We start from the raw sequence: 22182 nt of genomic DNA on the forward strand, positions 1-22182 counted from the left end.
GATGGTCACCGCAGCACGACGACCTTGGTGCCGGGCCTGACGCGGTCATAGAGGTCCATGACGTCGCGATTGGTCATGCGGATGCAGCCCGACGAGACGGCGGCTCCGATCGTGTCGGGCTCGTTGGAGCCGTGGATGCGGTAGAGGCTTGAGCCGAGATAGATCGCCCGCGCCCCGAGCGGATTCTCCATCCCGCCAGGCATGTAGCGCGGCAGGTCGGGGCGGCGTTTCAGCATCGCCGCGGGCGGGCGCCAGTCCGGCCATTCGCGCTTCCTCGTCACGGTCTTGGTGCCTGACCAGCTGAAGCCCTGCCGTCCGACGCCGACGCCGTAACGAAGGGCCTGTCCGCGGCCGAGAACGTAATAGAGCCGCCGTTGGCTCGTCGAGACCACGACCGTACCGGGCGCCTCCCTGCCGGCCCAGGGCACGACCTGGCGCGGGACCGGTTGTTCGCTGAAGATGTTGAGGAAGTCCGCGAGACCGCGGCTGATCGGGTTGTTGTAGGCTTGGGCAGGCGCCGCGAAAGCGAGACAGGTGGCGGCGAGTATGGCGATGCGTAGCATGATAGGCCTCTGAAGGCCCCCCGCCCGGATATAAGGGGAAGAGCTAAAACCGGGTCAAGGCCGGAGCGCCGATAGTCCTGGCGATGATGCCGCTGCGCGACGAGAGCCTGGCGAGATCGTCGCCGGTATGCGGCGACCACCGCAGGCCTGTTCACCTGGCGCAGGGCGACGCGCTTGCCCGGCGTCGATGCGGCCCTAGACTAGACGCATGGCACACTCCCTCAAGGCCGGCGCGGCGCCGGCAATCTCCGCCGGCCTGAACCAGCCGAACCTCGATTCCGATGCTGTCTGGGAGGCCCGGCGCGATCTCGCCGCCTGCTTCCGCATGGCGGCGCGCTACGGCTTCGAGGAGGGCATCTGCAACCATTTCTCGGCGCTTGTGCCGGGCTATGACGATCTCTTCATCGTCAATCCGTATGGCTGGGCCTTCCGCGAGCTCACCGCTTCGAAGCTGCTGATCTGCGATTTCCACGGCAATGTCGTCGCCGGCGAGGGCCAGCCCGAGGCGACCGCCTTCTACATCCACGCCCGCGTTCACAAGAACCTGCCGCGCGCCCGCGTCGCCTTCCACACCCACATGCCCTATGCGACGGCGCTCTCCATGACCGAGGGCGAGCCCTTGATCTTCGCTGGGCAGACGGCGCTGAAGTTCTATGGCCGCACCGTGTTCGACCGCGACTATAACGGCTTGGCCCTCGACGAGCGCGAGGGGGATCGCATAGCCGGCGCGGTCGGCGAGGCCGACATCGTCTTCATGAAGCACCACGGCGTCATGGTGCTCGGCCCGAACATCGCAGAGGCCTGGGACGATCTCTATTATCTCGAGCGCGCCTGCGAAGTGCAGACGCTCGCGCTCTCGACCGGCCGCAAGGTGCTGCCGGTGAAGCCGGAGATCGCCGAGGCGGCCTACCAACAGATGCGCGAGGGCGACCCGGAATCGGCGCGGCTGCACCTGGCCTCGATCCGCCGGCAGCTCGATGCCGAGGAGCCGGTCTATCGCGATTGAGACCTAGGCGCCGAGTTCCCGCAGCAGCCCATCCAGCCGCGCGATGCCGGCCGCGATCTGCGCCTCGTCGAGCGCGGCATAGCCGATGACGAGACCGGCGCGGCGCTCGGGATCATCAGGCCGGTCATAGAGCCCGCTGACGCCGTAGAGGCCGAGCGAGGCGGCTGCGGCCCGCTCCGTCAGCTCGTTTTCGCGCGTTTGCGGCAGCCTGTTGATCCAGGCGAGAACATGCAGGCCGGCATCGGTGCCGACGATGCTGACGCGCTCGCCGAGCCGCTCGCGCAGGGCCTTCAGCAGGGCGGCCCGCCGCTCACCATTGCGGCGCCGGATGCGGCGGACATGCCGCTCATAGGCCCCGCTCGCGATCAGTTCGGCCAGGGCGGCCTGTTCGAGTTCGGGCGTATGCCGGTCGACCATGCGCTTGGCCCGGGCAAAAACCTCGCGCAGTGCTAGTGGCAGCGCGAGATAGCCGAGCCGCAAGGTCGGCGAGAGCGTCTTCGAGACTGTGCCGAGATAGATGACGCTGCCGGCCTGGTCGAGCGAGCGCAAAGGCGGCACCGGCCCGACGCCGTGGCGATATTCGGCGTCGTAGTCATCCTCGATGATGGAGGCGCCATGCCGCGCCGCCCAGGCGAGCAATTCCTGCCGCCGCGGCGCCGAGAGAATGCTGCCGAGCGGCAATTGGTGCGACGGCGTGACGAAGGCGAGCCGCGCCGGCGGCAGGTCCGCGGTGCGCATGCCCTCGCGATCGACCGGCTGCGGCGAAAGCTCGGCGCCCGCCGTCAGGAAGGCCTGGCGCGCCAGATTATAGCCGGGATCCTCGATCACGACGCGGTCGCCGGGATCGAGCAGTAGCCTTGTGCAGAGGTCGAAGCCTTGCTGCGAGCCGTTGACGACGAGGATGTCGTCGATATCGCAGCGCAGGCCGCGGGCCCGCCAGAGATAGCCCTGCAGCGCCGCGCGCAGCTCCGGCAGGCCGCGCGGATCGCCATAGCGCAGGCGGCTCGGCCGCTTGGTCACCGCGTTCGCCAGCGCGCGCCGCCAGGCAAGCGTCGGGAAGTCGCCGCCGGCGAGCTCGCCATAGCGGAAATCGAGCGCGAAGGGCTGCGGGTTCCACGGAATGGGCGCAGCGGCTGCGAGCCGTCGGCCATAGGCGGAAAGTTCGGTCGGACGCGGTGAGGGCGCGCTTCCCGGTGTCGGCTCTGGCCGCGCCAGACCGGCGGCAACCCGGGCGCGCGCACCCGGGTGTGTTTCGAGATAGCCTTCGGCGGCCAACTGCTCGAACGCGGCCGTGACGGTGGTGCGCGACAGGCCCCATTCGGCCGCGAGTGCACGTGTCGATGGCAAGCGCGAGCCGGGGGCGTGGACACCGGCCGCGATCTCACGCTTGATCGCCGCGATGACCCGGCGTTGGGCGCCGATCTCGCCTTCGACTGGTCCAGTTTGAATGCTCGAAACTGGTCGTTTCATGCAGGCCAGATTAGCGGCATGACGACGGCGACCGCAAGGAGACCCTTACGATGTATACCCCGCCGGCCTTCCGCGTCGACGATCGCACCGAGATCCACGCGATGATGCGCGCCTGCCGGCTCGCAACGCTTGTGACCGCCACGGCCGAGGGACTGCTCGCGACGCCGCTGCCGCTGATCCTGGCGGAGGAGGAGGGCGAGTTCGGCGTGCTTCACGGCCATCTCGCCCGCGCCAATCCGCAATGGAAGGCCGCGGCGATCGGCGAGGCCATGGTCCTGTTCAACGGGCCCGACGCCTATGTCACGCCGTCCTGGTACGAGACCAAGCGCGAGACCGGCAAGGTCGTGCCGACCTGGAACTACCAGGCTGTCCACGCCTACGGTCCAGCCGAGTTCTTCGAGGATCCCGAACGCCTGCTCGACGCGGTCACGCGTCTCACCAATCTGCACGAGGCCACGCGGGCGCAGCCTTGGGCGGTCGATGACGCACCGCCAGCCTTCGTGCAGGCACAGCTGCGCGGCATCGTCGGCCTGCGCATCCCGATCACCCGGCTCGAAGGCAAGCGCAAGATGAGCCAGAATCGCCCGGCTGCCGACCGTCGCGGCGTCGCTGAGGGCCTGGGAGCGAGCGAGCGAGCAAGCGATCTGGTCGTTGCCGCGATGGTGCCGGTCGAAGGCTGACGGGTCGTCTTTCCGAGGCAGGCCGTAGGCCTGAGCCCGGAACCCAGAACCGATGCCGTGGCCGGAAGTTGCTCCGATCGCAGCGCCATTTTCATGACCGGCATCGGCTCTGGATTCCGGGCCCTTCGCTACGCGAAGTCCCGGAATGATGGGGGCGATACAGAACTGGCATCAGTCCTGCGTCTCGCCCTCATAAGGCGTGGCGCGCATCGACGGACGCTGGTTGAAGCGGTCGTACCAGCCGGCGAGCCGCGGCGCCCGCGCGCGGAAATCCGGTAGGCGCCGGAAGCTGAGCCAGGCCAGAGCCGTCGCGAGCCCGATCTGGCCGACGGTCGCCGGGCCGTCGAGATCGGCCTGGGTTTCCAGGTAGTCATAGGCTTCGAGCAGCTTGGTCGTCTGACCCGCCGCGAGCGCTGGGTAGCGCAGCGCCTCGGGTCGGCGCTCGGTATCCCAGCGCACCGCAATCCCGGCATCGCACAGGCCCTGTGCCAGCGCCTGCAGGCGCAGGGCTTCGTAACGCGCCGGCCCTTCGCGCGGGATCAGCGATCCCTCGCCGGCGAGCCGGTCGAGATAGTCGCAGATCACCACGGAATCGAAGAGGGCGCCGGCATCCGGCGTCAGCAGCACCGGCACCTTGCCGAGCGGGTTCTGCGCGAAGACGGCGTCGTTGCGGTTGGTCGGGCTGGTCTCGTGATGGACGACGTCGAGGCGGTCCGCCAGCCCGAGCTCATGGGCGCTGACCAGCACCTTGCGGGCATAGGGTGAATGGCTCTGGTAGAGCAGTGTGAGCTTGCCGGACATCACGCGGCCTTCCCGGTGACCTCGGCTGGCGTCAGCCCGACCAGTTCGGCATAGCGCTCCGGATCGGTCGCGCCCTCGGTGACGACGGCGAAGACGCGCGAGGAGGCGTCGAGCTTCAGCGCCGCGCGCGCCTGCGGATCGCGCAGCGCTGCGAGCAAACCGGCGAAACCGGCCGCGCCGCTTTCGCCGGCAACGATCGCAGGGTCGCCGCCGTTCGGGCGCGCCAGCCGGTTCATCGCCTCGACCGCCACTGCATCCTCGACGGTCATGAAGGCATCAGCAGCTCGCGACAGCACGCGCCAGGCGAGCGGCGAGGGATCGTAGCATTCCAGCATCGCCATCACCGTCGGCGCGCCATGGGCGATCTTGGTCGGTCGCCCGGCGCGGGCGCTCTCGAACAGGCAGGCGGCGCGCGCCGGATCGACCACGGTGAAGACCGGCCGGTTCTCGCCGAAAACCAGCGAGAGCTGCGCCGCGATCGCTGCGGCGATGCCGCCGACGCCGGCCTGGACGAAGACGTGGGTCGGCGGCTCCGGCAGCTGCCGCAGGGCCTCGCGGATGATCGCGGTATAGCCCTGCATGACGAGGCCGGGGATGCGCTCATAGCCGTCCCAGGAGGTGTCGGAGACGGTCGTCCAGCCCTTCTCATTGGCAACGCGAGCGGCCTCTACGATGGAATCGTCATAGGTGCCGGGGACGCGAACGATCTGCGCGCCGAAGCGGGCGATCGCCGCGGCGCGCGGCTCGCTGACGCCGCCATGCATGAAGATCACCGACTTGGCGCCGACGAGCTCTGCGCCCTGTGCGACCGAGCGGCCATGGTTGCCGTCGGTGGCGCAGGCGAAGGTCATCCCGGCCGCGATCGCGCGAACCTCGGGCGAGGTCAGGTCAGCTTCGTCGAGCGTCCGTCCGAGCCGTTCGCTCGCCGCCTCCAGCACCAAGCGCGTCACGGCATAGGCGCCGCCCAGCGCCTTGAAGCTGCCGAGGCCGAGCCGCTGGCCTTCGTCCTTGAGATGCAGCGCGCCGATGCCAAGCTCCGCGGCGAGGCTGGGCAGGGCGCGCAGCGGCGTCGGCACATGCTCGGAGCGGCCGGCGAGATGCCGCTCGATCGCGTCGGCTCCCGCCGGGCCGAGCGTCTCCGCATCGACCGGGTGGAGCGGCTGGAGGAAATCCGGGAGCTGGTTGAGCAGGAGCATGGCTTGCCTCTTTGCGATGTCCAGCGAAGAGATATTGCAAGCGTTGCGAAAAAGGCGCTGCAATCACCTACCTTCCTTGCAAGTTTGTTTCACGACCCTTGTTCTTGGAGCTGCGCTTGAGCGAGACATCCGCTTCCGCCCTCGATGCCTTCGACCGGGCGATCCTCGCCATCCTGCAGCAGGACAACACGACACCGCAGCGCGTGATCGGCGAGAAGGTCAACCTGTCGGCGCCGGCCGTTCAGCGCCGCATCCGCCGGATGGAGAAGGACGGTGTCATCACCGCCAATGTCGCGGTGGTCGAGCCGGCGGCGCTCGGCCACCCGATCACCATCTTCGTCGAGATCGAGCTGGTCAGCGAGACGGCCAGGGATATCGACGCCGCCAAGCGCGCCTTCCTTGCCGCGCCGGAAGTACAGCAATGCTACTACGTCACCGGCGAGGTCGATTTCATGCTGGTCGTGCTGGTGCCGAGCATGACGGCCTATGAGGCGCTGACCCGCCGGCTCTTCTTCGCCGACGCCAATATCCGCAAGTTCCGCACCTTCGTCGCGATGGACCGGGTCAAAGCCGGGCTGGCTGTTCCGGTGGGATGAGGCGCCGCCTCACGAGGTCAGCGCGCCCGCCGTCATGCCCTGGACCATGAATTTCTGCAGGAAGATGAAGGCCATCACCAGAGGCAGGCTGGCCAGCACCGAGAAGGCCATCATCGTGTTCCAGTCGGTGACGAACTCGGCCATCAGGCTGTAGATCGCCATGGTCAGCACCCGGTTCTCCCAGGATTCGATCAGCACCACCGCGAAGAGGAACTCATTCCAGGCGAGCAGGAAGGTGTAGAGCCCGGCGCCGATGAAGGCGGGGTAGGACATCGGGACCAGCGTCCGGAAGATCGCCCCCAGCCGCGAGCAGCCGTCGACCATCGCCGCTTCCTCGATGTCGCGGGGAATGTTGATGAAGTAGCTGCGCAACATCAGGATGCAGAAGGGCAGGGTGAAGGTCAGGTAGACCACGATCAGCGATGTCCGGGTGTCGTAGAGCCCGAGCGTGATGAAGATCCGGAAATAGGGGATGCAGAGCAGTACCAGCGGGAACATCTGCGTGGTGATCAGGAACATCAGCACCGCCCGCTGCCCGGCGAACTTGAAACGCGCCAGCGCATAGGCCGCCATCGCCCCGAGGATCAGCGAGAGCACCGTCACCAAGAGCGAGATCACCATCGTGTTGGCGAAGACGAGGAGATAGCGCGGGCTCGCGAAGATCTTGCGGTAGCCCTCGAGCGTGAACACCTGCGGCAGCCATGTCGGCGGCATCCGCATCACCTCGATATTGGGCCTGACCGAGACGGTCAGCATCCAGGCGAGCGGGAAGAACACGATCGCGATCGCGACCAGCAGCAGCAGATAGGAGGCGGCGTTGACCAGACGCTCGCGCCCGCGAATGCCGATCTTGCCGAGATAGGGGCGTGGGTGCGCCGCGGCGACGGGCTGGGCGAAGGTCATTGCTGATTGCTCATGGTTCGGCGGACATAGATGGCGCTGACGATGAAGAGCACGATGAACATCACCACGGCCTCGGCCGAGGCGTAGCCGAATTTCAGCTTCTGGAAGCCGTCGAAATAGATCGCCGTCGCCAGCACCTCGGAGCCGTGCGCCGGCCCGCCGCCAGTCATCACATAGACGGGATCGAAGGCGCGGAAGGTCCAGATCGAGTCGAGCAGGACGATCGTGGTGATGACGCCGCGCAGCTGCGGCAAAGTGATGTGCCAGAACTGCCGGAACAGCGAGGCGCCGTCGATCTCGGCCGCTTCGTAGAGCTGCTTCGGGATCGCCTGCAGGCCGGCGAGCAGCATCACCATGAAGAAGGGAAAGGCGCGCCAGACGTTCATCGCCGTCACCGAGCCGAGCGCCGTCGAGGGATCGCCAAGCCAGGAGATCGTGAAGTTGACGTCGATGATCCCGAGCGAGGCGAGCAGGCCGTTGAGCACGCCGAAGGGCTGCAGCATCAGCACCCAGATCATGCCGGCGACGGTCGGCGCCAGCAGCCAGGGCACGATCAGGAGGCCACGTGCGACGGTGCGGAAGGCCGGGTCGAGATTCATGTTGAGCAAGAGCGCGAGGCCGAGCCCGATCACCAAGTGCAGCACGACGCTGAAGAAGGTGAAGACGACGGTCTGCCAGAAAGCGCGCCAGAACAGCGGGTCATTGGCGAGCGCGATGTAGTTGCCGAAGCCGACCCAGACCTCGCGCTGGAGATTGCTGTCGTGGAAGCTCAGGCGGACGACGTCGATCAGCGGATAAATCAGCAATGCGACGAGGATCAGCAGCGACGGCCACAGGAAGGACGCGGCCAGGAATTCCTCGCGGTATTTGCGTTTGAGCGTAAGCAGCATGACTCGCCGATCGTTGCGGAACCGGCCGCCTGCCTTTGCGGGCGGCCGGCACTGAGCGAGGGGAGAGGGACCGGCCGGAGAAAAGCTCCGGCTGGATAGTTGTGACGTCAGCCGGTCACTTGGCGCCGGCGAGGACCTTGTTCCATTCGGCCGCGGCGTCATCCAAAGCTTGCTTGGCGGTCTTCTTGCCCTGCACGGCGTTCTGAATCTCGGTGGTCATCACCTTGTTCATCTGCACGGCGTTGGGCATCGACAGGAACGGCGACTGCGCGTTCGGCTGCGCCATCTGCGTCACGAAGGCCTGGAAGAGCTTGCGCTCCTTGAACCAGTCCTGGCTGGAGACGTCGGTGCGGGCCGGGAAACCGCCGGTGCCCTTCGCCCACATCTCGATGCCCTTCGGCCCCGAGAGCCACTTCATGAAGGTCCAGGCCGCGTCCTTGTCCTGCGCCTGGCTGCTGATGGTGTTGAGCGAGCCGCGCACCATGGTGCCGGTGCTCTTGCCTTTCGGCAGCGGGGCGATGTCGTAGTTGAGGTTCGGGTTGAGCTGCTTCTGGATGGCGACGCCCCACGGCCCCTCGAACATCATCGCGACATTGCCGGAGGCGAAATTGGCGCGCTTTTCCTTCTCGCCATTGCTCAGCACACCCGGCACCGAGACTTTGTCCTTGTTCATCCGCTCGATGTACCACTCGATCGCGGCGACGCCCTCGGGGCTGTTGAACACGGCCTTGTTGGTCGCGGCATCCATGATCGTCGCACCGCCCTGCAGCAGCAGCGGGTAGATGTCATAGGTCATGTTGGTCGGCGGCTCGGCCTGGAGCGTGCCGGTGACCGCGAACTGGCGCTTGTCGGGATTGGTCAGCTTGCGGGAATATTCGGCGAACTCATCCCAGGTCTTCGGCGGGCCGGAGAGGCCTGCTTCCTTGAACCGGTCGGTGTTCCAGAACAGCGCTACCGCGCCGCTCTCGATCGGCAGGTAGTACTGCTTGCCCTTCCATTTGGCGTGGAAGGTCTCCGGGATGTTCGCGAAGAACTCCTTCGGCTCCTTGGCGATGCGCGCATCGAGCGGCTCGATCATGCCGAGATCGGCGAACTCGGCGACCCAGTCGACCTGGACCAGCAGCACGTCCGGCAGCTTCTTGGCCTGGTGCAGCACGATGGCGCGGTCATGGAAGCCGGTGAACGGCGAGTCGACCGGCGTCAGCTTGATGTCGGGATGATCCTTCTCGAAGGCGGCCTTGAGCTCACCCATGAACTTCTCGCCGACCTCGGTGCCTTTCCACTGGCCCCAGCGCACCTCCTTCTGCTGGGCGAGGGCGAGGGTCGGCAGGCTGATCGCCGAGGCGAGCGCCATCGCCGCGAGTGCCAGCAAGGAAGACCTGCGATGCTGATCCATATGCGTTTCCTCCCGTTGATCGTTGATTTTGTTCGATCTTTTTATTGTCGCTCCGCTTTCTGCGGATGCGTGGTCTGGCGGCTTCAGGCCGCGCGCGCCTTGAGCAGAGCTTCCGGCACCGGCGGGGCGACCTTGACCAACGTGGTGTTCTCATCGACCAGCTCGCTCGTCCCGCCCACATTCATCCAGGTGAACATGTTGCGGAACATCTCCTGCAGCGAGGCCATGATCGCGGTCTCGGCCGCCTTCGGCATCTCCCAGAACGGCTTCTTCATCACCTTCCAGGACTTCTTGCGGGTGTTGTAGAAGAACTGCGCGTCGGTCTCGCCAGCCCCCTTCTCGGAGAGGTGATTGGCGAAGGTGTACTCCTTGATCTGATCCCTCAAGGCCTGCGGCAGGGCAGGGTGATCGAAGATCAGGTTGTTGAAGCCGAGCGCAAGATGGACCTCGACGGCTTCCGCCACCGGAAGCTTGGCGAGCTGCGTGCCGGGCAGGGTCGAGGCGCCGTGCTGGACAGCCCCCGCCATGTTGTACTCCTTGCGGCAGATGGTCGAGATCGTCTTCAGCAGATCGTAGTCGACGTTGACATCGGCGAGTGTGCCGTCCGGCAGCACCTTGCCGCCGTGATAGGTGCCGGAATTGATCGAGATCTTGCTCACGATCGGCAGCTTGGTGCTGCGCTTGGCCATCTCGGCAAGATAGACCTTCATGAAGGCACGCAGCTCTTCCGGCGTGGTGTTCTCATGGCCGACCTCGCCGATCTCGGCGCCGAGCGAGATCGAGACCCCCTTGGGCTCGATGCCGCGGACGAACTCGGTGAAATGCGCGGTGAGTTCGGCGTTGACGCGCTGCTGGTCCTCGACCGTCGCCAGCGACAGGTCGACCACCGTCGAGGCGTCGATGTCGATGCTGTACATGCCGGCCGCGACCTGCTCGCGCATGATGGCCTCCAGCTTGCGGATCTCCGTCTTCGGGTCGGCGAGATAGGCCTTGGCGTTGATCTGGTCGTGGTCGGCCTGCAGGAAGACCGGGCCGGTGTGGCCTTCGCGCAGCGCCGCCGCGAGCACCGCCCCAGCGTATTCCAGCGGCGGCTGCTGGGCGTAGAGCGCTTCGCCCACCGCCTGCTCGAAGATGAAGAGCTTGGAATCGAGCTCCTGGCCGGCGCGGAAGACCGCGCGGCAAGTATGGTAGCTCCAGCCGCGCAGGTTCATCGCCGGCACGGTCTTGCCGGACCATTTGCCGGCGGCGCAGGCGAGATAGAGCTCCTGGATCGAGGCGGGCACGATGCCGGCGGCATGGGCAGCCTCGCGGATCGCCCAGATCGCCACCGCGCGCGTCTCCGGCTCGGCCAGCGCCGCGGTCTCGGCCCAGCGGTCGATCATCGCATCCGGCGGGCGCTTGCTTTTGCTGAAGTCGGGCGAGGAGCCGGCGAGATCGACGCCGATCGTCTTGAGGTCGTCGGTCAGCTCAGCGAGCGAGGCGCATGCCATGGGTCATACCTTCGAAAACGGCTTCGAGGCGGAGAGCACCGGTGGGCTTCCGGGCTTCCGGCGGGCGGGCTGGAAGCCCGCCTCATCACGTTCGTAATCAATGCATGCTGTTTTCGTTATCGCAAGTCGTATTATCGTTTTCGCGCATTGCAGCATAAGCCATGTTGCAATGCGCAATCGGCCGGAGCGTCAGTTCGGATGCGTCTCTCCGGTTGCCAGCAGGGCCTGAACGGCGGCGCGATCGGGCATGCCGTCCCAGCCATTGGCGCGCTCGGCCTTGAGCGCCGCGACGGCTGCCGCCAGGCGCGCGGCTTCGACCGGGCTTTGCCCCTCGCAGAGCCCAAGCGCGTAGGCGCCGTGGAAGACGTCACCGCAGCCGGTGGTGTCCTTCGCCGCGACCTTGAAGGCGGGGACGCTGACGAGCTCGCCATCGACCAGCCAGAGGCTGCCGGCGCTGCCGCGCGTCACGGCGAAGACCTTGTCGGAGCCGTTGGCGCAGTGCCGCAGCAATTCCTCGGCCGGGCCGTTGCCGGCGTAATCGCGCAGGCCCTCGGTCGAGAAGACGATGTGGTCGGCCTTGGCGATCAGGCGGCGGTTATCCTCCGGCGTGCCGCCATCGACATCGAGCACGCTCGGGATGCCGGCGGCATGGGCGCGGTCGAGCACGATAGCTGCGCCAGACGGCCAGCGCGTATCGGCCAGCACAGCGCCAGCCTGTGCGAGCCCGTCCGGCGGCAGTACGCTTGCATCCTGTGACAGGCTCCGCCGGTTCGAGACGATGCTGCGCTCGCCGCGCCGGTCGACGAGGACGATCGCCCGCAGCGTGCGTCCCTGAGGCAGGACGGCGACGCCGCTGCAATCGACGCCGTGGCCGCGCAGTAGCCGCAAGCCCGTCTCGCCGGCCGCATCGGCGCCGACCCGGCCCCAATAGGCGGCTTCGCCACCGAGATGGCAGATCGCCACCGCGGCCGTCGCCGCCGGCCCGCCGAAGCGCTCGACATAGCCAAGCACGCCGGTCTTGATGCCGGCAGAGGGCAGGGCCTCGACTTCGAAGACCTCGTCCTGGACAAGGTTGCCGACGCAGACGATCTGGCGGCCGCTCATGCCGGGTATCCCCAGTCTGGAGGGGCGATCGATTGGATGAGGCGCGCGCAGCGTATCCGCCGGCTCCCTGGCCGCGTGGTCAGCATGTTTCGTCCCGCCGGATCTCGTTCTGTGTCTGCCGGCAGGATCCGTTTGCGCGGCAAAGGCGATGATGCCCTACGCTTTCACTTTCGCAATACCATTTTCGCAAACGCGCATTGCGCGCAGGGGTCTAGTGGTCGTAGAGACGGTTTCACCGATAGGTTGATGCAACCCGTCCGGGTTCGGCTCTGAAGCAGGCCTGCCATGGAACCGCTGAGCAAACGTCACGCCGACATACTCGAAATCCTCGGCAAGCGCGGCTATGTCGCAATCGAGGAGATCGTCTCCGCCTTCAACGTCACGCCGCAGACGGTGCGGCGCGACCTGCAGGACCTCGCCGATCGTGGCCTGCTGCGTCGCCATCATGGCGGGGCCAGCGCCAATCTCTCGACTGCCAATACGGATTATGGCCTGCGGGTCGTCGAGACGGCGGGCGAGAAGGCGGCGATGGCGCGGGCCGCTGCAGAACTCGTCACGCCCGGAACCTCGTTCTTCATCACCCCTGGCACAACCATGGACGCGCTCGCCAAGGCGATTGCCGAGCGCCGCCCGCGCGGCCTGCGCGTCGTCACCAACAGCACGGCGGCGGCGGCGATCCTCGACAAGTGCCCGGAGATCTCGATCCTGATCACTGGTGGCCATTGGCTCGGGCCGAACCGCGCCTGCGGCGGCATGCACGCTGCCAGCTTCATCGAGAATTATCGCTGCGACCTGCACATGACCAGCATCGGCGGCATCGACGCCGCCGGGAACCTGCTCGAATACCGTGATGACGAGGCGGTGGTCGGGCGCACCATGCTGCGCAATGCTCGCCGTTCGATCCTGCTCGCCGATCACACCAAGTTCAGCCGCGTCGCCATGGCGCGCCTCGCTCATCTCAGCGAGATCTCGACTCTGGTGACCGATCGCCAGCCGCCGGCCGCGACAGCGCAGGTGATCCGCGATGCCCGCTGCGAACTGATCGTAGCTGACTGATCACGCAACGGTGAGCGCCGGTGCGTTGCGCGCCGCCGGGCCGGGCTCCTATCCTATGTGACGGCCGCCCGCGCCATATGGGCGTTTCCCGCAGCGGCCTCGTCAGTCGAAAAATCCTATCGTCGAAAGAGACACGTCATGCGCTATCAAACGCTTGGCCAGACCGGCCTGCTCGTCTCCGAACTGTGCCTGGGCACCATGACCTTCGGGGGTGGCGATGCTGGCATCTGGGGCAATATCGGCCGGCTCGACCAGCAGGAGGCCGACGGGCTGGTGAAGACCGCGCTCGATGCCGGCATCAATTTCATCGACACCGCCAATGTCTACGCCGAAGGCAATTCCGAGCAGATCACCGGCCAGGCCTTGCGCAATCTCGGCATCGCCCGCGACGAGGTCGTCGTCGCCACCAAGGTCTACGGCCGGATGGGGCAGGGGCCGAACGGCTCCGGCGCCAGCCGCTACCACATCCTCGAGCAGGCCAAGGCCAGCCTGAAGCGGCTCCAGCTCGACCATATCGACCTCTACCAGATCCATGCCTTCGACAGCATCACGCCGATGGAGGAGACTCTTGAGGCGCTCGATACGCTCGTCCGGCAAGGGCTGGTGCGCTATGTCGGCGTCTCGAACTGGGCGGCCTGGCAGGTCGCCAAGGCGCTCGGCATTTCCGAACGCCGGCACCTCGCCCGCATCGCCTCGCTGCAGGCCTATTACACTATCGCCGGCCGCGACCTCGAGCGTGAGATCGCGCCGATGCTGCTCTCCGAGAAGGTCGGGCTGATGGTCTGGAGTCCGCTCGCCGGTGGCCTGCTCTCCGGCAAATATGATCGTCGCAACGAGCAGGGCGGCGAAGGCCGGCGCGCCAGCTTCGACTTCCCGCCGGTCGAGCGCGAGCGCGGCTACTACGTGATCGACGCGATGCGGCCGATCGCCGAGGCGCACAAGGCCAGCGTCGCGCAGGTTGCGCTCGCCTGGCTGCTGCACCAGCCGGCCGTGACCAGCGTGATCGTCGGCGCCAAGCGGCCAGAGCAGCTCAGCGAGAACATCGCCGCGACCGAGATCACCTTCACCGCCGATGAGCTGGCGAAGCTCGACGAGGTCAGCGCCCTGCCGAAGGAATATCCGGGCTGGATGCTGGAGCGCCAGGGCGCCAACCGCAGCAAGCCCGATCCGCGCAGGGCGGGCTAAACCGTCAGAAGCGGTCGCTGGCTTCGAGATAGAGGTTCGCGATCGCTTCGATCCCGGCCTGGTCGTCTGTGTCGAAGCGGCCGGGCTCAGGACTGTCGAGGTCGATCACGCCGATCACCTCCCCATTGCGGATCAGCGGCACGACCAGCTCCGAGCGCGAGGCGGCGTCGCAGGCGATGTGACCGGGGAAGGCGTGCACGTCCTCGACCAGCACGGATTCGCGTCTTGCGACCGCCGTGCCGCAGACGCCGCGTCCGACCGGGATGCGCACGCAGGCCGGCTTGCCCTGGAACGGGCCGAGCACCAGTTCGCCGCCGCGCATCAGGTAGAAGCCGGCCCAGTTGAGCTGCGGCATCGCATCATAGAGCAGTGCCGAGAGGTTGGCGGCGTTGGCGATCGCGTCACGCTCGCCATGCAGCAGGCCTTCGAGCTGCTGGATGAGCTCCCTGTAGAAGCCCGGCTTGTCGCTGGCCGTAATCGTCGCCGCCTGGAACATCGTCGCCTCCGTAAAGTCGAGGCTGGATATGCGCCGCCGGGGCGGATTTTGCGAGGGCTATTGCCGGCCGGAGGGCGGGGGGCAGCTGCGCGTCCAGAGCAGGAAGGCGGAGAGCCGCCGCAATTGCCGCCTGGCGTAATAGAGCACGTAGACCATCATGCGTCTCCAGATCGGGAGCCCACGATAGTCTCGTGGCGCTTTTAGCTTTGGTGACGCGGTGCAAGCTGCTCCGGCAAATCCCGCGACCGGCCCGCATCGCTGCGGTTCGATGTTCAGATCATTCGCAATCGCCGCTGCGGGGTCAATGAAACGCCTTTTCAAAGATCTGATGACAGTCGGGACAATCCTCCACAATGACTGCCCTCCAAGGAATGTTCAGGCGAAATGCCGGTTGGCCGGCCGCGGCAGGCCGAGATGGTCGCGCAGCGTCGGCCCCTGATACTCCCGGCGGAACAGGCCGCGCCGCTGCAATTCCGGCACGACCTTGTCGACAAAGTCATCGAGCCCCTCCGGCAGATAGGGGAACATCACGTTGAAGCCGTCGCTGCCGCGCTCGGTCAGCCACTGCTCCATCTCGTCGGCGATCGTCTTCGGCGTGCCGACGAAGGCGAGCCCGCCATAGCCGCCGAGCCGCTGGGCGAGCTGGCGGACGGTCAGGTTCTCACGGCGAGCGAGCGCGATCGTCCGCTCGCGGCCGCTCTTGCTGTGATTGGTCTCGGGGATGTCAGGGATAGGGCCATCCGGGTCGAAGCCGGTCGCGTCATGGCCGAGCGCGATCGAGAGCGAGGCGATGGCGCTGTCGTAATGGACGAAGGAGTCGAGCAACGCCCGCTTCTCGCGGGCTTCCTCGACGCTGTCGCCGACGACGGTCAGCGCGCCCGGCAGGATCTTGAGGTGGTCGGGATTACGTCCGATCGTCTCCATTCGCCCCTTCACATCGGCATAGAAGGCTTGCCCCGCCGCGAGCGTGCCATGCGCCGCGAACACGACCTCGGCCGTCTCGGCCGCGAGCTGGCGGCCGGGTTCGGAGGCACCAGCCTGCACGATCACCGGCCAGCCCTGCGGCGGCCGCGCGATGTTGAGCGGCCCGCGCACCGAGAGATGTTCGCCCTTGTGATCGATCCGCCGCATTTTATCCGGGTCGAAATAGAGCCCGCTCTCGCGGTCGCGGATGAAGGCGTCGTCGGCAAAGGAATCCCACAGGCCGGTGACGACATCGTAGAATTCGCGCGCCCGGTCATAGCGTTCGCCGTGGTCGACCTCGGCGTCGAGCCCGAAATTCAGCGCCGCGTCCGGGTTCGAGGTGGTGACGATGTTCCAGCCGGCGCGGCCGCCGCTGATATGGTCGAGCGAGGCGAAGCGCCGGGCGATGTGATAGGGCGCGTCGAAGGTGGTCGAGGCGGTGGCGACGAGGCCGATGCGCTCGGTCGCTCCGGCAAGCGCCGAGAGCAGGGTGAACGGCTCGAACGAGGTCACCGTATGGCTGCGCTTCAAGGCCTCGACCGGCATGTTCAGCACGGCGAGATGGTCGGCCATGAAGAAGGCGTCGAACTTACCGGCCTCGAGCTTCCGCGCGAAGCGCTTGAGGTGCCCGAAATTGAAGTTCCCATCCGGGTAGGCGCCGGGATAGCGCCAGGCGCCGGTATGGATGCTGACGGGGCGCATGAAGGCCCCCAAATGAAGCTGGCGCGCGGTCGTCATGATCAGCCTCGGCAGGCGGTTGCTCAGTGGAAGCTGAGCTATGTCCGCGCCCGCCGCCGCGCCATGGCGCCGCGCAAAAAAGCCAAGAATCGTTTCTGGATGGCGGCCGATGGAGAGGGTTCGTTTCAGTTTGCCCATGAACCGGAGAAATTCGGTTCTGGACTGACACGCCCTTTCCGTCATGGTCGGGCTTGTCCCGACCATCCACGTCTTTCCCGATGCAACGCGGTGTTCAAGACGTGGATGCTCGCCACAAGGGCGAGCATGACGGTTTGGGAGCCGCAGCGTCAGACCGCCGCCTTCTTGATCGCGTCCAGCGTCTCGCTGCCGTACTTGCCGACGAACTCCTTCTCGACCTCGGCCGTGACGATCTTGGCGAAGGAGTCGCGGTCGGGAGACTCGACCGCCTGCATGCCGGCCTTCTTCAGCGCGTCGAGGCTGGAGCCTTCGGTGTCCTCGTTCATCTTGCGCTGGATGCCGGCGCATTCGATCGCGATGGCAGCCAGCACCTGCTGGATATCGGCCGGCATCGCGTCGAACTTGGTCTTGTTCATCACCAGCGGGCCGGTGGTGAAGGCATGGCGCGTCAGCGAGAGATGCTTCTGCACCTCGTTGAACTTGGCGTTGAGGATCAGCGTCACCGGATTCTCCTGGCCGTCGACGGTGCCGGTCTCCAGCGCGGTGAAGAGCTCGGTGAAGGCCATCGGAGTCGGAATTGCGCCGAGCAGCTGGAAGGCCTTGATATGAGCCGGGTTCGGCGTGGTGCGGATCTTCAGGCCCTTGAGGTCGGCGGCAGTCGCAACCGGGCGGCGGTTGTTGGTCAGGTTGCGCCAGCCGATCTCCCAGGTGGCGAGGGCCTTCAGGTTCGAGCCTTCGAGCTCCTTGCGCAGGCCGTCGCCGATCGGGCCGTCCATCACGGCGGCCGCATGCTTGCGGCTCTGGATCAGGAAGGGCAGGTCGAGCACGTTGAGCTTGGGCGCCAGGCCCGTGAAGAACGGGTTGCCGGTCAGGCAGATGTCGAGCGAGCCGCCGCGCACCGCGCTGATCGTCTGCGCGTCCGAGCCGAGCGCGCCATTGGCGAAGACCTGGACCTCGTAGCGGCCCTGGCTCTTGGCCTTGACCTGCTCGGCGAAGAGCAGCGCCGCCTTGTGCCAGCTATCGGCTTCCGGATGCGGATGGGCGAAGCGCAGCTTGACCGCCTGCGCCAGCGCCGGTGAGGGCAGTCCTGCGGGTGATGGTCATGAGCGTCTCCTCCCTGTGTTGTTGTTGGACAGGCGCGTCAGCGCCCGTAGAGCCAGCGCGCCGGGACCGTGACGATCTCGGGCACGAAGATCAGCAGCAGCAGCACGGCGAGCTGCGCCAGCAGGAAGGGCATCACGCCCTTGATGACGCGATCCATCGGGATGCGGCCGACGGCGCAGACGACGTTAAGCACGGTGCCGACCGGCGGGGTCAAAAGGCCTATGGCGTTGTTGATGATGAACATCACGCCGAAATAGACCGGGTCGATCCCGGCCTGCTTGACGATCGGCATCAGCACCGGCGTCAGGATCAGCACGGTCGGGATGAAGTCGAGCGCGGTGCCGACGATGACGACAAGGAACATCATCGCCAGCATCAGCAGCGTCTTGGATTCGATCAGCGGGCCGAGCAGGCTGGAGACCTGGGCAGGGATGTCGGCGATGGTGATCAGCCAGGCCGAGACCATCGCCGCCGCGACCAGGAACATCACCGCCGCCGAGGTCTTCAGCGCCGCGAGCAGGGCAGGGCGCAGATCGCCGAACTTCAGCTCGCGATAGATGAAGCCGCCGACGAAGGCGGCATAGACCGCAGCGACCACCGCGGCCTCGGTTGGCGTGAAGACGCCGGCCTTCATGCCGCCGATGATCAGCACCGGCAGGCCGAGCGCCCAGAGGCCATCGATGACCGCGTGTCCGATCTCCCTCAACGATGCGCGCTGGACACGGGCGGCCGGCTCGTCGCGGGCGACGATGTACCAGGTGATGAGCAAGGCGAGGCCCATCAGGATGCCGGGCACGACACCGGCGAGGAAGAGCCGCGTGATCGAGACGCCCGCCGCGACGCCGAAGACGACGAAGCCGATCGAGGGCGGGATCACCGGCGCGATGATGCCGCCGGCGGAGATCAGGCCGGCGGCGCGCGGCAGGTTGTAGCCGGCCTGCTTCATCATCGGCAGCAGGATCGCCGCGAGCGCGGCGGTGTCGGCGACGGCCGAGCCGGAGATGCTCGCCATCACCAGCGCCGCCAGCACCGCGACATAGCCGAGGCCGCCGCGGACATGGCCGATCAGCGTGACTGCGAGCGCGATGATCCGGCGCGAGAGGCCGCCGGCATTCATCAATTCGCCGGCGAGCATGAAGAAGGGCACCGCCATCAGCGGGAAGGAATCGGCGCCGCCGATCAGGTTCTGCGCCAGGATCTGCGAGTCGAAGGTGTCGAGCTGCAGCATCAGCGCGACGCCGCAGACCAGCAGCGCCATCGCGATCGGCATGCCGAGCGCCATCGCGCCGATGAGCGATCCCAGGAAGATGAGGACCGTCATCAGCGCTTCTCCGCCGCCTGCTGGTTTTCGAAGGCGGTGAGCTCCTCCGATTCCGCCCCGACGACGAGCTCGTCATCCGGCATGCGGCCGGTCAGCAGTCGCGTCAGCGCGATCAGGTTGAGGGCGCCGATGCCGAGGCCACCGACGAGGCCGGCGAGATAGGTCACTGCGACCGGGACGCCGGTGACCGGCTGGTGGTTCTCGATATTGATCGAAGCCTGCTGCCAGCAGCCGACGACCAGCATTCCCATGCAGAGCAGCGACAGCGCCTCGACAGCGAGCCGGCACCACCAGCGGCCATTGCGGCCGAGCATGGTGACGATGGTGGTCATGCCGAGGTGCTGGCCGTCCTTCGCCACCAGGAAGGCGCCGCCGAAGGTCAGCCAGACGAAGATCAGCCGCGACAATTCCTCCGAGGAGATGATGCCGGAGCTGAAGGCATAGCGCAGCACGACATTGCCGAAGACCATGGCGATCATCACGACGAAGCCGGCGATCAGCACGTCTTCGGTCAGGCGCAGGAGCAGGGCGCGTAGTTTCATCAGGCGGCTCCCTCGGCAGCGAGCCCGTACCAGCGCGCGGCGTTGTCGTGGAAGAGTGCGAGGCGTTCAGGTGCAGGCCGCTCGCGGACCGTCGCCTTGAACACGTCGAAGATCGTGCCGAACGAGGCGCAGAGGCTGTCGACCGGGAAGTTGCTGGCGAAGGCGCAGCGCTCGATACCGAAGGCCGCGATCACGCCGTCGATCACCGGTGCCTGCAGCTCCAGCGTCCAGGCCTTCCCGGGCACGCCGATGCCGGAGATTTTGGCGACGACGTTGGGCTCGCGCGCCAGCCGGTCCAAAGCCGCGCGCCAGGCGGCAAGACCTTCGGCGCTGCGGTCGGCCGGCAGGCCGGCGTGGTTCAGGATGATGGTGGTATCCGGGAAGTCACGGGCAAGCTCGGCGGCCTCGCCCAGATGCCACCACGGCGTCTGCAGGTCGAAGCTCAGGCCGGCGCCGACGAGGAGCGCGTAGCCGTCGCGCCATGTACGGTCACGCATCGAGCCAGGCGCTGTGAAATCCGGACGGTGATCGACGCGGGCGACCACCTTGGGCTTGTGCCGGACGCTGCGCACCAGAGGCATGTCGCGATAGGCCGCGACGACCTCGCCGACATCGTCGCGGTCGAGCCAGATCTGGCCGATCGCCGCGCTGGGCAGGCCGTGTTCTTGCGCGACTTCGGAGGCCCAGCGCATCTCGCCGATCGGATCGCGCGGGTCCCATTCGCCTTCCATCAGCACGCTGCCGACGACGAGGTGTCCGTCGATCGCGCGGCGATAATCGGCCGGCATGAAGTCGCGCCTGATCGCGCTGTAGTCGCCATAGCGGAAGGCGACCGGGTGGTCGCTCAGCCAAGGGTGATAATTGCGCGCGAGGTCGAAGAAATGGTGGTGGGCGTCGATGATCGGCAGGTCGTCATCGGCGCCGGAGGCGAGGAAGCGGGCGCGCTGGTCGGAGCTGGCCACCATGGCTCAGCTCCGCTGCGGCGGAAGGCAGGTGTGGTTCGGGCTGTGCCCGGCCGGTCCGGTGCTTGCGCCCGTCATCCTGCCTCCCGATCGTTTCCCCGGCGGTCGCCCGCCAGCGATTAGTTTTGTCTGAGTGTTGTATGCTGCATACAGAATGTTGCCGCAAAGTCAAAGCGCGCCGGGGTTGAACAGTGCGTCCTGCTCGCGGCGCAGGCGAACCAGCGTGGTCTCCTCGTCGAGCGCGATGTCGGCGCAGGTGACGACCGCGCCGCGGGCCACTTTGCGCACCACCGGCCTGCCGGCGGTGAGGTAGTAGGGGACAGGCTCGCTCGGCCCGAGTGGGCGCGCCGGGGTCAGTTGCGGCTCCAACCCCTCGATGACATGACGATAGCCCATGGTCAGCGTTTCGCCGGGCTCGAGATCGCGGCTTGCCCGCGCCGTCAGGTCGACGCGCGGCAGCACTTCGGCGCCGCCGGTCGACTGGCCGAGCAGCGCGGCAGAGAGCGCCGACATCGGTGCCTCCGCCCCGAGCAGGTGCATGGGATTGTGCAGCAGGACATAGCGACCATCCGGCGAGCACGGGATGCCTTTGCCGGCAAAGAGCTTGCCGGTGGCGAGGTCTGGCGTCTCGGCGATGACGAAGACGCCGCCAGCGAAGGAGAGCTCGTCCGGCCGCCTGAGGCAGTTGAACATGTCGACCCGGCCCGTGCCAGAGAGAAGGCCGCCTTCGGCCGCCGGCCGGAACAGGCTCGGCAATTCGGTGGTCCGCGCGATCGGTGCATGCATTGCCGCCACGTCCGGCATCAGCCCGGTATGGTTGGCGACGATGCCCATCTCGCAGAGATCGGGCACGGTGGCGCGCGGGAAGGGCAGCTTCGTGCGTGCGTCGAGCAGGCTGAGCGGATCGCTGCCGAGCTTGCCGAAGGCCGCGGCGAAATTGGCGGCCGGCACCGCCTTCTCCCAGGCGGTAACGGTGCCGGCCTCGGAATCCCAGACGAAATCCGATTCAGACGACTTGCCGGCAGCGACGATCGGCAGGCCGAGCACGCGGGCCCAGCCGATCAGCCCGATCAGCAGGCTCGGCTGGTCGCCGTCGACGGGGGTATGCACGACGCCGTTCTGCTTGGCGCGATGGGCCAGGATCGGGCCGATGATGCATTCGGCCTCCTTGGTCACCATGACGAGATGGCGCCCGGCTTCGATCGCCGCGAGCGCGGTCATCGCCGCGCCTTCCGGATCGCCGGTCGCCTCGACGACGACGTCGACCGGCAGTCCTTCGAGATGGGCGGCATCGCCGATCAGCGCGACCAGCCCGCGTTCGAGCGCCGCCTTGGCTTCGGCGGCGCTATGGCAATCGACTATCTCGGCCTCGCTCAGGCCGCCGGCGAGCGCCGCCTTGCGGGCGCGGCCGATGTCGAGGTCGCAGACGACGCGCGGCTCGATATGCGGGGCGCGCCGGGCCTGGCCGATGAAGCTCGCGCCGAACTCACCGGCGCCGACCAAAGCGGCGGAGATCACGCGATCGGGAGCGCTGGGCTTCAGCGCAAACAGGTTCTCGATGTTCACTGAGGTCGCTTTCGTT

Annotated in this window: 21 protein-coding genes; 5 read left to right on the forward strand and 16 right to left on the reverse strand. The window is 66.9% G+C overall.

Going from position 1 to position 22182, the window contains the following annotated elements; all coding sequences use genetic code 11:
• Positions 1-5: 5 nt before the first annotated feature.
• Entirely contained in the window at positions 6-563 is a 558-nt protein-coding gene (locus tag AC07O0_RS26790; protein ID WP_494627339.1) for a L,D-transpeptidase, read from the reverse strand.
• Positions 564-771: 208 nt separating this feature from the next.
• Between AC07O0_RS26790 and AC07O0_RS26795 the strand changes: the two genes are divergently transcribed.
• A complete protein-coding gene (locus AC07O0_RS26795) occupies positions 772-1569 on the forward strand; it encodes an aldolase (protein ID WP_494627340.1) in 798 nt (265 codons plus the stop codon).
• Positions 1570-1572: 3 nt separating this feature from the next.
• Here the strand turns inward: AC07O0_RS26795 and pdxR are convergent, their stop codons facing one another.
• Positions 1573-3039, reverse strand: a complete 1467-nt coding sequence (pdxR, locus tag AC07O0_RS26800) for a MocR-like pyridoxine biosynthesis transcription factor PdxR (RefSeq protein WP_494627342.1) — start codon at positions 3037-3039, stop codon at positions 1573-1575.
• Between the two features lie 50 nt (positions 3040-3089).
• Between pdxR and AC07O0_RS26805 the strand changes: the two genes are divergently transcribed.
• Positions 3090-3719: an FMN-binding negative transcriptional regulator gene (locus AC07O0_RS26805; protein WP_494627344.1), complete on the forward strand. Its 630-nt coding sequence runs from the start codon at positions 3090-3092 to the stop codon at positions 3717-3719.
• Between the two features lie 171 nt (positions 3720-3890).
• Here AC07O0_RS26805 and AC07O0_RS26810 read toward each other — a convergent pair whose 3' ends face one another.
• Both AC07O0_RS26810 and AC07O0_RS26815 read right to left on the reverse strand, forming a co-directional pair.
• On the reverse strand, positions 3891-4520 hold the full coding sequence (locus AC07O0_RS26810) for a glutathione S-transferase family protein (RefSeq protein ID WP_494627346.1): 630 nt from the start codon (positions 4518-4520) through the stop codon (positions 3891-3893).
• Positions 4520-5716 (reverse strand): diaminopropionate ammonia-lyase, encoded by a 1197-nt coding sequence (locus tag AC07O0_RS26815; RefSeq protein WP_494627348.1) that lies wholly within the window; start codon positions 5714-5716, stop codon positions 4520-4522. The genes AC07O0_RS26810 and AC07O0_RS26815 overlap by 1 nt, the downstream gene beginning before the upstream one ends.
• 116 nt (positions 5717-5832) lie before the next feature.
• Between AC07O0_RS26815 and AC07O0_RS26820 the strand changes: the two genes are divergently transcribed.
• Positions 5833-6312 (forward strand): Lrp/AsnC family transcriptional regulator, encoded by a 480-nt coding sequence (locus AC07O0_RS26820; RefSeq protein ID WP_494627349.1) that lies wholly within the window; start codon positions 5833-5835, stop codon positions 6310-6312.
• A gap of 9 nt (positions 6313-6321) precedes the next feature.
• Here the strand turns inward: AC07O0_RS26820 and AC07O0_RS26825 are convergent, their stop codons facing one another.
• From AC07O0_RS26825 to AC07O0_RS26845, 5 genes are all read right to left on the reverse strand, one after another.
• Positions 6322-7215, reverse strand: coding sequence for a carbohydrate ABC transporter permease (locus AC07O0_RS26825; RefSeq protein ID WP_494627351.1), 894 nt, complete (start codon positions 7213-7215; stop codon positions 6322-6324).
• Positions 7212-8105: a carbohydrate ABC transporter permease gene (locus AC07O0_RS26830; RefSeq protein ID WP_494627352.1), complete on the reverse strand. Its 894-nt coding sequence runs from the start codon at positions 8103-8105 to the stop codon at positions 7212-7214. Before AC07O0_RS26830 ends, AC07O0_RS26825 begins: the two co-directional genes overlap by 4 nt.
• 115 nt (positions 8106-8220) lie before the next feature.
• On the reverse strand, positions 8221-9501 hold the full coding sequence (locus AC07O0_RS26835; protein ID WP_494627354.1) for an ABC transporter substrate-binding protein: 1281 nt from the start codon (positions 9499-9501) through the stop codon (positions 8221-8223).
• Positions 9502-9584: 83 nt separating this feature from the next.
• On the reverse strand, positions 9585-10991 hold the full coding sequence (locus AC07O0_RS26840) for a hypothetical protein (protein ID WP_494627356.1): 1407 nt from the start codon (positions 10989-10991) through the stop codon (positions 9585-9587).
• Positions 10992-11180: 189 nt separating this feature from the next.
• A complete protein-coding gene (locus AC07O0_RS26845) occupies positions 11181-12095 on the reverse strand; it encodes a PfkB family carbohydrate kinase (RefSeq protein WP_494627357.1) in 915 nt (304 codons plus the stop codon).
• Between the two features lie 285 nt (positions 12096-12380).
• Between AC07O0_RS26845 and AC07O0_RS26850 the strand changes: the two genes are divergently transcribed.
• Together AC07O0_RS26850 and AC07O0_RS26855 are read left to right on the forward strand one after the other, a co-directional pair.
• On the forward strand, positions 12381-13151 hold the full coding sequence (locus tag AC07O0_RS26850; protein WP_494627358.1) for a DeoR/GlpR family DNA-binding transcription regulator: 771 nt from the start codon (positions 12381-12383) through the stop codon (positions 13149-13151).
• A gap of 138 nt (positions 13152-13289) precedes the next feature.
• Positions 13290-14336 carry an aldo/keto reductase gene (locus tag AC07O0_RS26855; RefSeq protein ID WP_494627360.1) on the forward strand — a complete coding sequence of 349 codons (1047 nt, stop codon included), beginning with the start codon at positions 13290-13292 and terminating at the stop codon, positions 14334-14336.
• 4 nt (positions 14337-14340) lie between these two features.
• Here the strand turns inward: AC07O0_RS26855 and AC07O0_RS26860 are convergent, their stop codons facing one another.
• The 7 genes from AC07O0_RS26860 to AC07O0_RS26890 all read right to left on the reverse strand — a co-directional run bounded on the left by AC07O0_RS26860 (position 14341) and on the right by AC07O0_RS26890 (position 22166).
• Positions 14341-14832, reverse strand: coding sequence for a GAF domain-containing protein (locus AC07O0_RS26860; protein ID WP_494627362.1), 492 nt, complete (start codon positions 14830-14832; stop codon positions 14341-14343).
• 375 nt (positions 14833-15207) lie between these two features.
• Entirely contained in the window at positions 15208-16533 is a 1326-nt protein-coding gene (locus AC07O0_RS26865; protein ID WP_494627364.1) for an LLM class flavin-dependent oxidoreductase, read from the reverse strand.
• A 287-nt stretch (positions 16534-16820) separates the two neighbouring features.
• On the reverse strand, positions 16821-17756 hold the full coding sequence (locus tag AC07O0_RS26870; protein ID WP_494627408.1) for a TRAP transporter substrate-binding protein: 936 nt from the start codon (positions 17754-17756) through the stop codon (positions 16821-16823).
• Between the two features lie 56 nt (positions 17757-17812).
• Positions 17813-19096, reverse strand: coding sequence for a TRAP transporter large permease subunit (locus AC07O0_RS26875; protein ID WP_494627365.1), 1284 nt, complete (start codon positions 19094-19096; stop codon positions 17813-17815).
• Entirely contained in the window at positions 19096-19638 is a 543-nt protein-coding gene (locus AC07O0_RS26880; RefSeq protein WP_494627367.1) for a TRAP transporter small permease, read from the reverse strand. Before AC07O0_RS26880 ends, AC07O0_RS26875 begins: the two co-directional genes overlap by 1 nt.
• Positions 19638-20603: an amidohydrolase family protein gene (locus tag AC07O0_RS26885; RefSeq protein ID WP_494627368.1), complete on the reverse strand. Its 966-nt coding sequence runs from the start codon at positions 20601-20603 to the stop codon at positions 19638-19640. Before AC07O0_RS26885 ends, AC07O0_RS26880 begins: the two co-directional genes overlap by 1 nt.
• A gap of 165 nt (positions 20604-20768) precedes the next feature.
• On the reverse strand, positions 20769-22166 hold the full coding sequence (locus tag AC07O0_RS26890; protein ID WP_494627369.1) for a flagellar biosynthesis protein FlgA: 1398 nt from the start codon (positions 22164-22166) through the stop codon (positions 20769-20771).
• Positions 22167-22182 lie beyond the last annotated feature (16 nt).

This window comes from Allobosea sp. GW821-FHT10B12 (assembly GCF_059415545.1).

What these genes read in the sequence shown, in the direction of transcription:
- AC07O0_RS26805 (WP_494627344.1), top strand. Translation starts at nt 3,090, where the DNA reads ATGTATACCCCGCCGGCCTTCCGCGTCGACGATCGCACCGAGATCCAC.
- AC07O0_RS26790 (WP_494627339.1), bottom strand. Translation starts at nt 563, where the DNA reads ATGCTACGCATCGCCATACTCGCCGCCACCTGTCTCGCTTTCGCGGCG.
- AC07O0_RS26835 (WP_494627354.1), bottom strand. Translation starts at nt 9,501, where the DNA reads ATGGATCAGCATCGCAGGTCTTCCTTGCTGGCACTCGCGGCGATGGCG.
- AC07O0_RS26825 (WP_494627351.1), bottom strand. Translation starts at nt 7,215, where the DNA reads ATGACCTTCGCCCAGCCCGTCGCCGCGGCGCACCCACGCCCCTATCTC.
- AC07O0_RS26875 (WP_494627365.1), bottom strand. Translation starts at nt 19,096, where the DNA reads ATGACGGTCCTCATCTTCCTGGGATCGCTCATCGGCGCGATGGCGCTC.
- pdxR (WP_494627342.1), bottom strand. Translation starts at nt 3,039, where the DNA reads ATGAAACGACCAGTTTCGAGCATTCAAACTGGACCAGTCGAAGGCGAG.
- AC07O0_RS26840 (WP_494627356.1), bottom strand. Translation starts at nt 10,991, where the DNA reads ATGGCATGCGCCTCGCTCGCTGAGCTGACCGACGACCTCAAGACGATC.
- AC07O0_RS26815 (WP_494627348.1), bottom strand. Translation starts at nt 5,716, where the DNA reads ATGCTCCTGCTCAACCAGCTCCCGGATTTCCTCCAGCCGCTCCACCCG.
- AC07O0_RS26855 (WP_494627360.1), top strand. Translation starts at nt 13,290, where the DNA reads ATGCGCTATCAAACGCTTGGCCAGACCGGCCTGCTCGTCTCCGAACTG.
- AC07O0_RS26880 (WP_494627367.1), bottom strand. Translation starts at nt 19,638, where the DNA reads ATGAAACTACGCGCCCTGCTCCTGCGCCTGACCGAAGACGTGCTGATC.
- AC07O0_RS26795 (WP_494627340.1), top strand. Translation starts at nt 772, where the DNA reads ATGGCACACTCCCTCAAGGCCGGCGCGGCGCCGGCAATCTCCGCCGGC.
- AC07O0_RS26860 (WP_494627362.1), bottom strand. Translation starts at nt 14,832, where the DNA reads ATGTTCCAGGCGGCGACGATTACGGCCAGCGACAAGCCGGGCTTCTAC.
- AC07O0_RS26885 (WP_494627368.1), bottom strand. Translation starts at nt 20,603, where the DNA reads ATGGTGGCCAGCTCCGACCAGCGCGCCCGCTTCCTCGCCTCCGGCGCC.
- AC07O0_RS26830 (WP_494627352.1), bottom strand. Translation starts at nt 8,105, where the DNA reads ATGCTGCTTACGCTCAAACGCAAATACCGCGAGGAATTCCTGGCCGCG.
- AC07O0_RS26810 (WP_494627346.1), bottom strand. Translation starts at nt 4,520, where the DNA reads ATGTCCGGCAAGCTCACACTGCTCTACCAGAGCCATTCACCCTATGCC.
- AC07O0_RS26850 (WP_494627358.1), top strand. Translation starts at nt 12,381, where the DNA reads ATGGAACCGCTGAGCAAACGTCACGCCGACATACTCGAAATCCTCGGC.
- AC07O0_RS26845 (WP_494627357.1), bottom strand. Translation starts at nt 12,095, where the DNA reads ATGAGCGGCCGCCAGATCGTCTGCGTCGGCAACCTTGTCCAGGACGAG.
- AC07O0_RS26865 (WP_494627364.1), bottom strand. Translation starts at nt 16,533, where the DNA reads ATGACGACCGCGCGCCAGCTTCATTTGGGGGCCTTCATGCGCCCCGTC.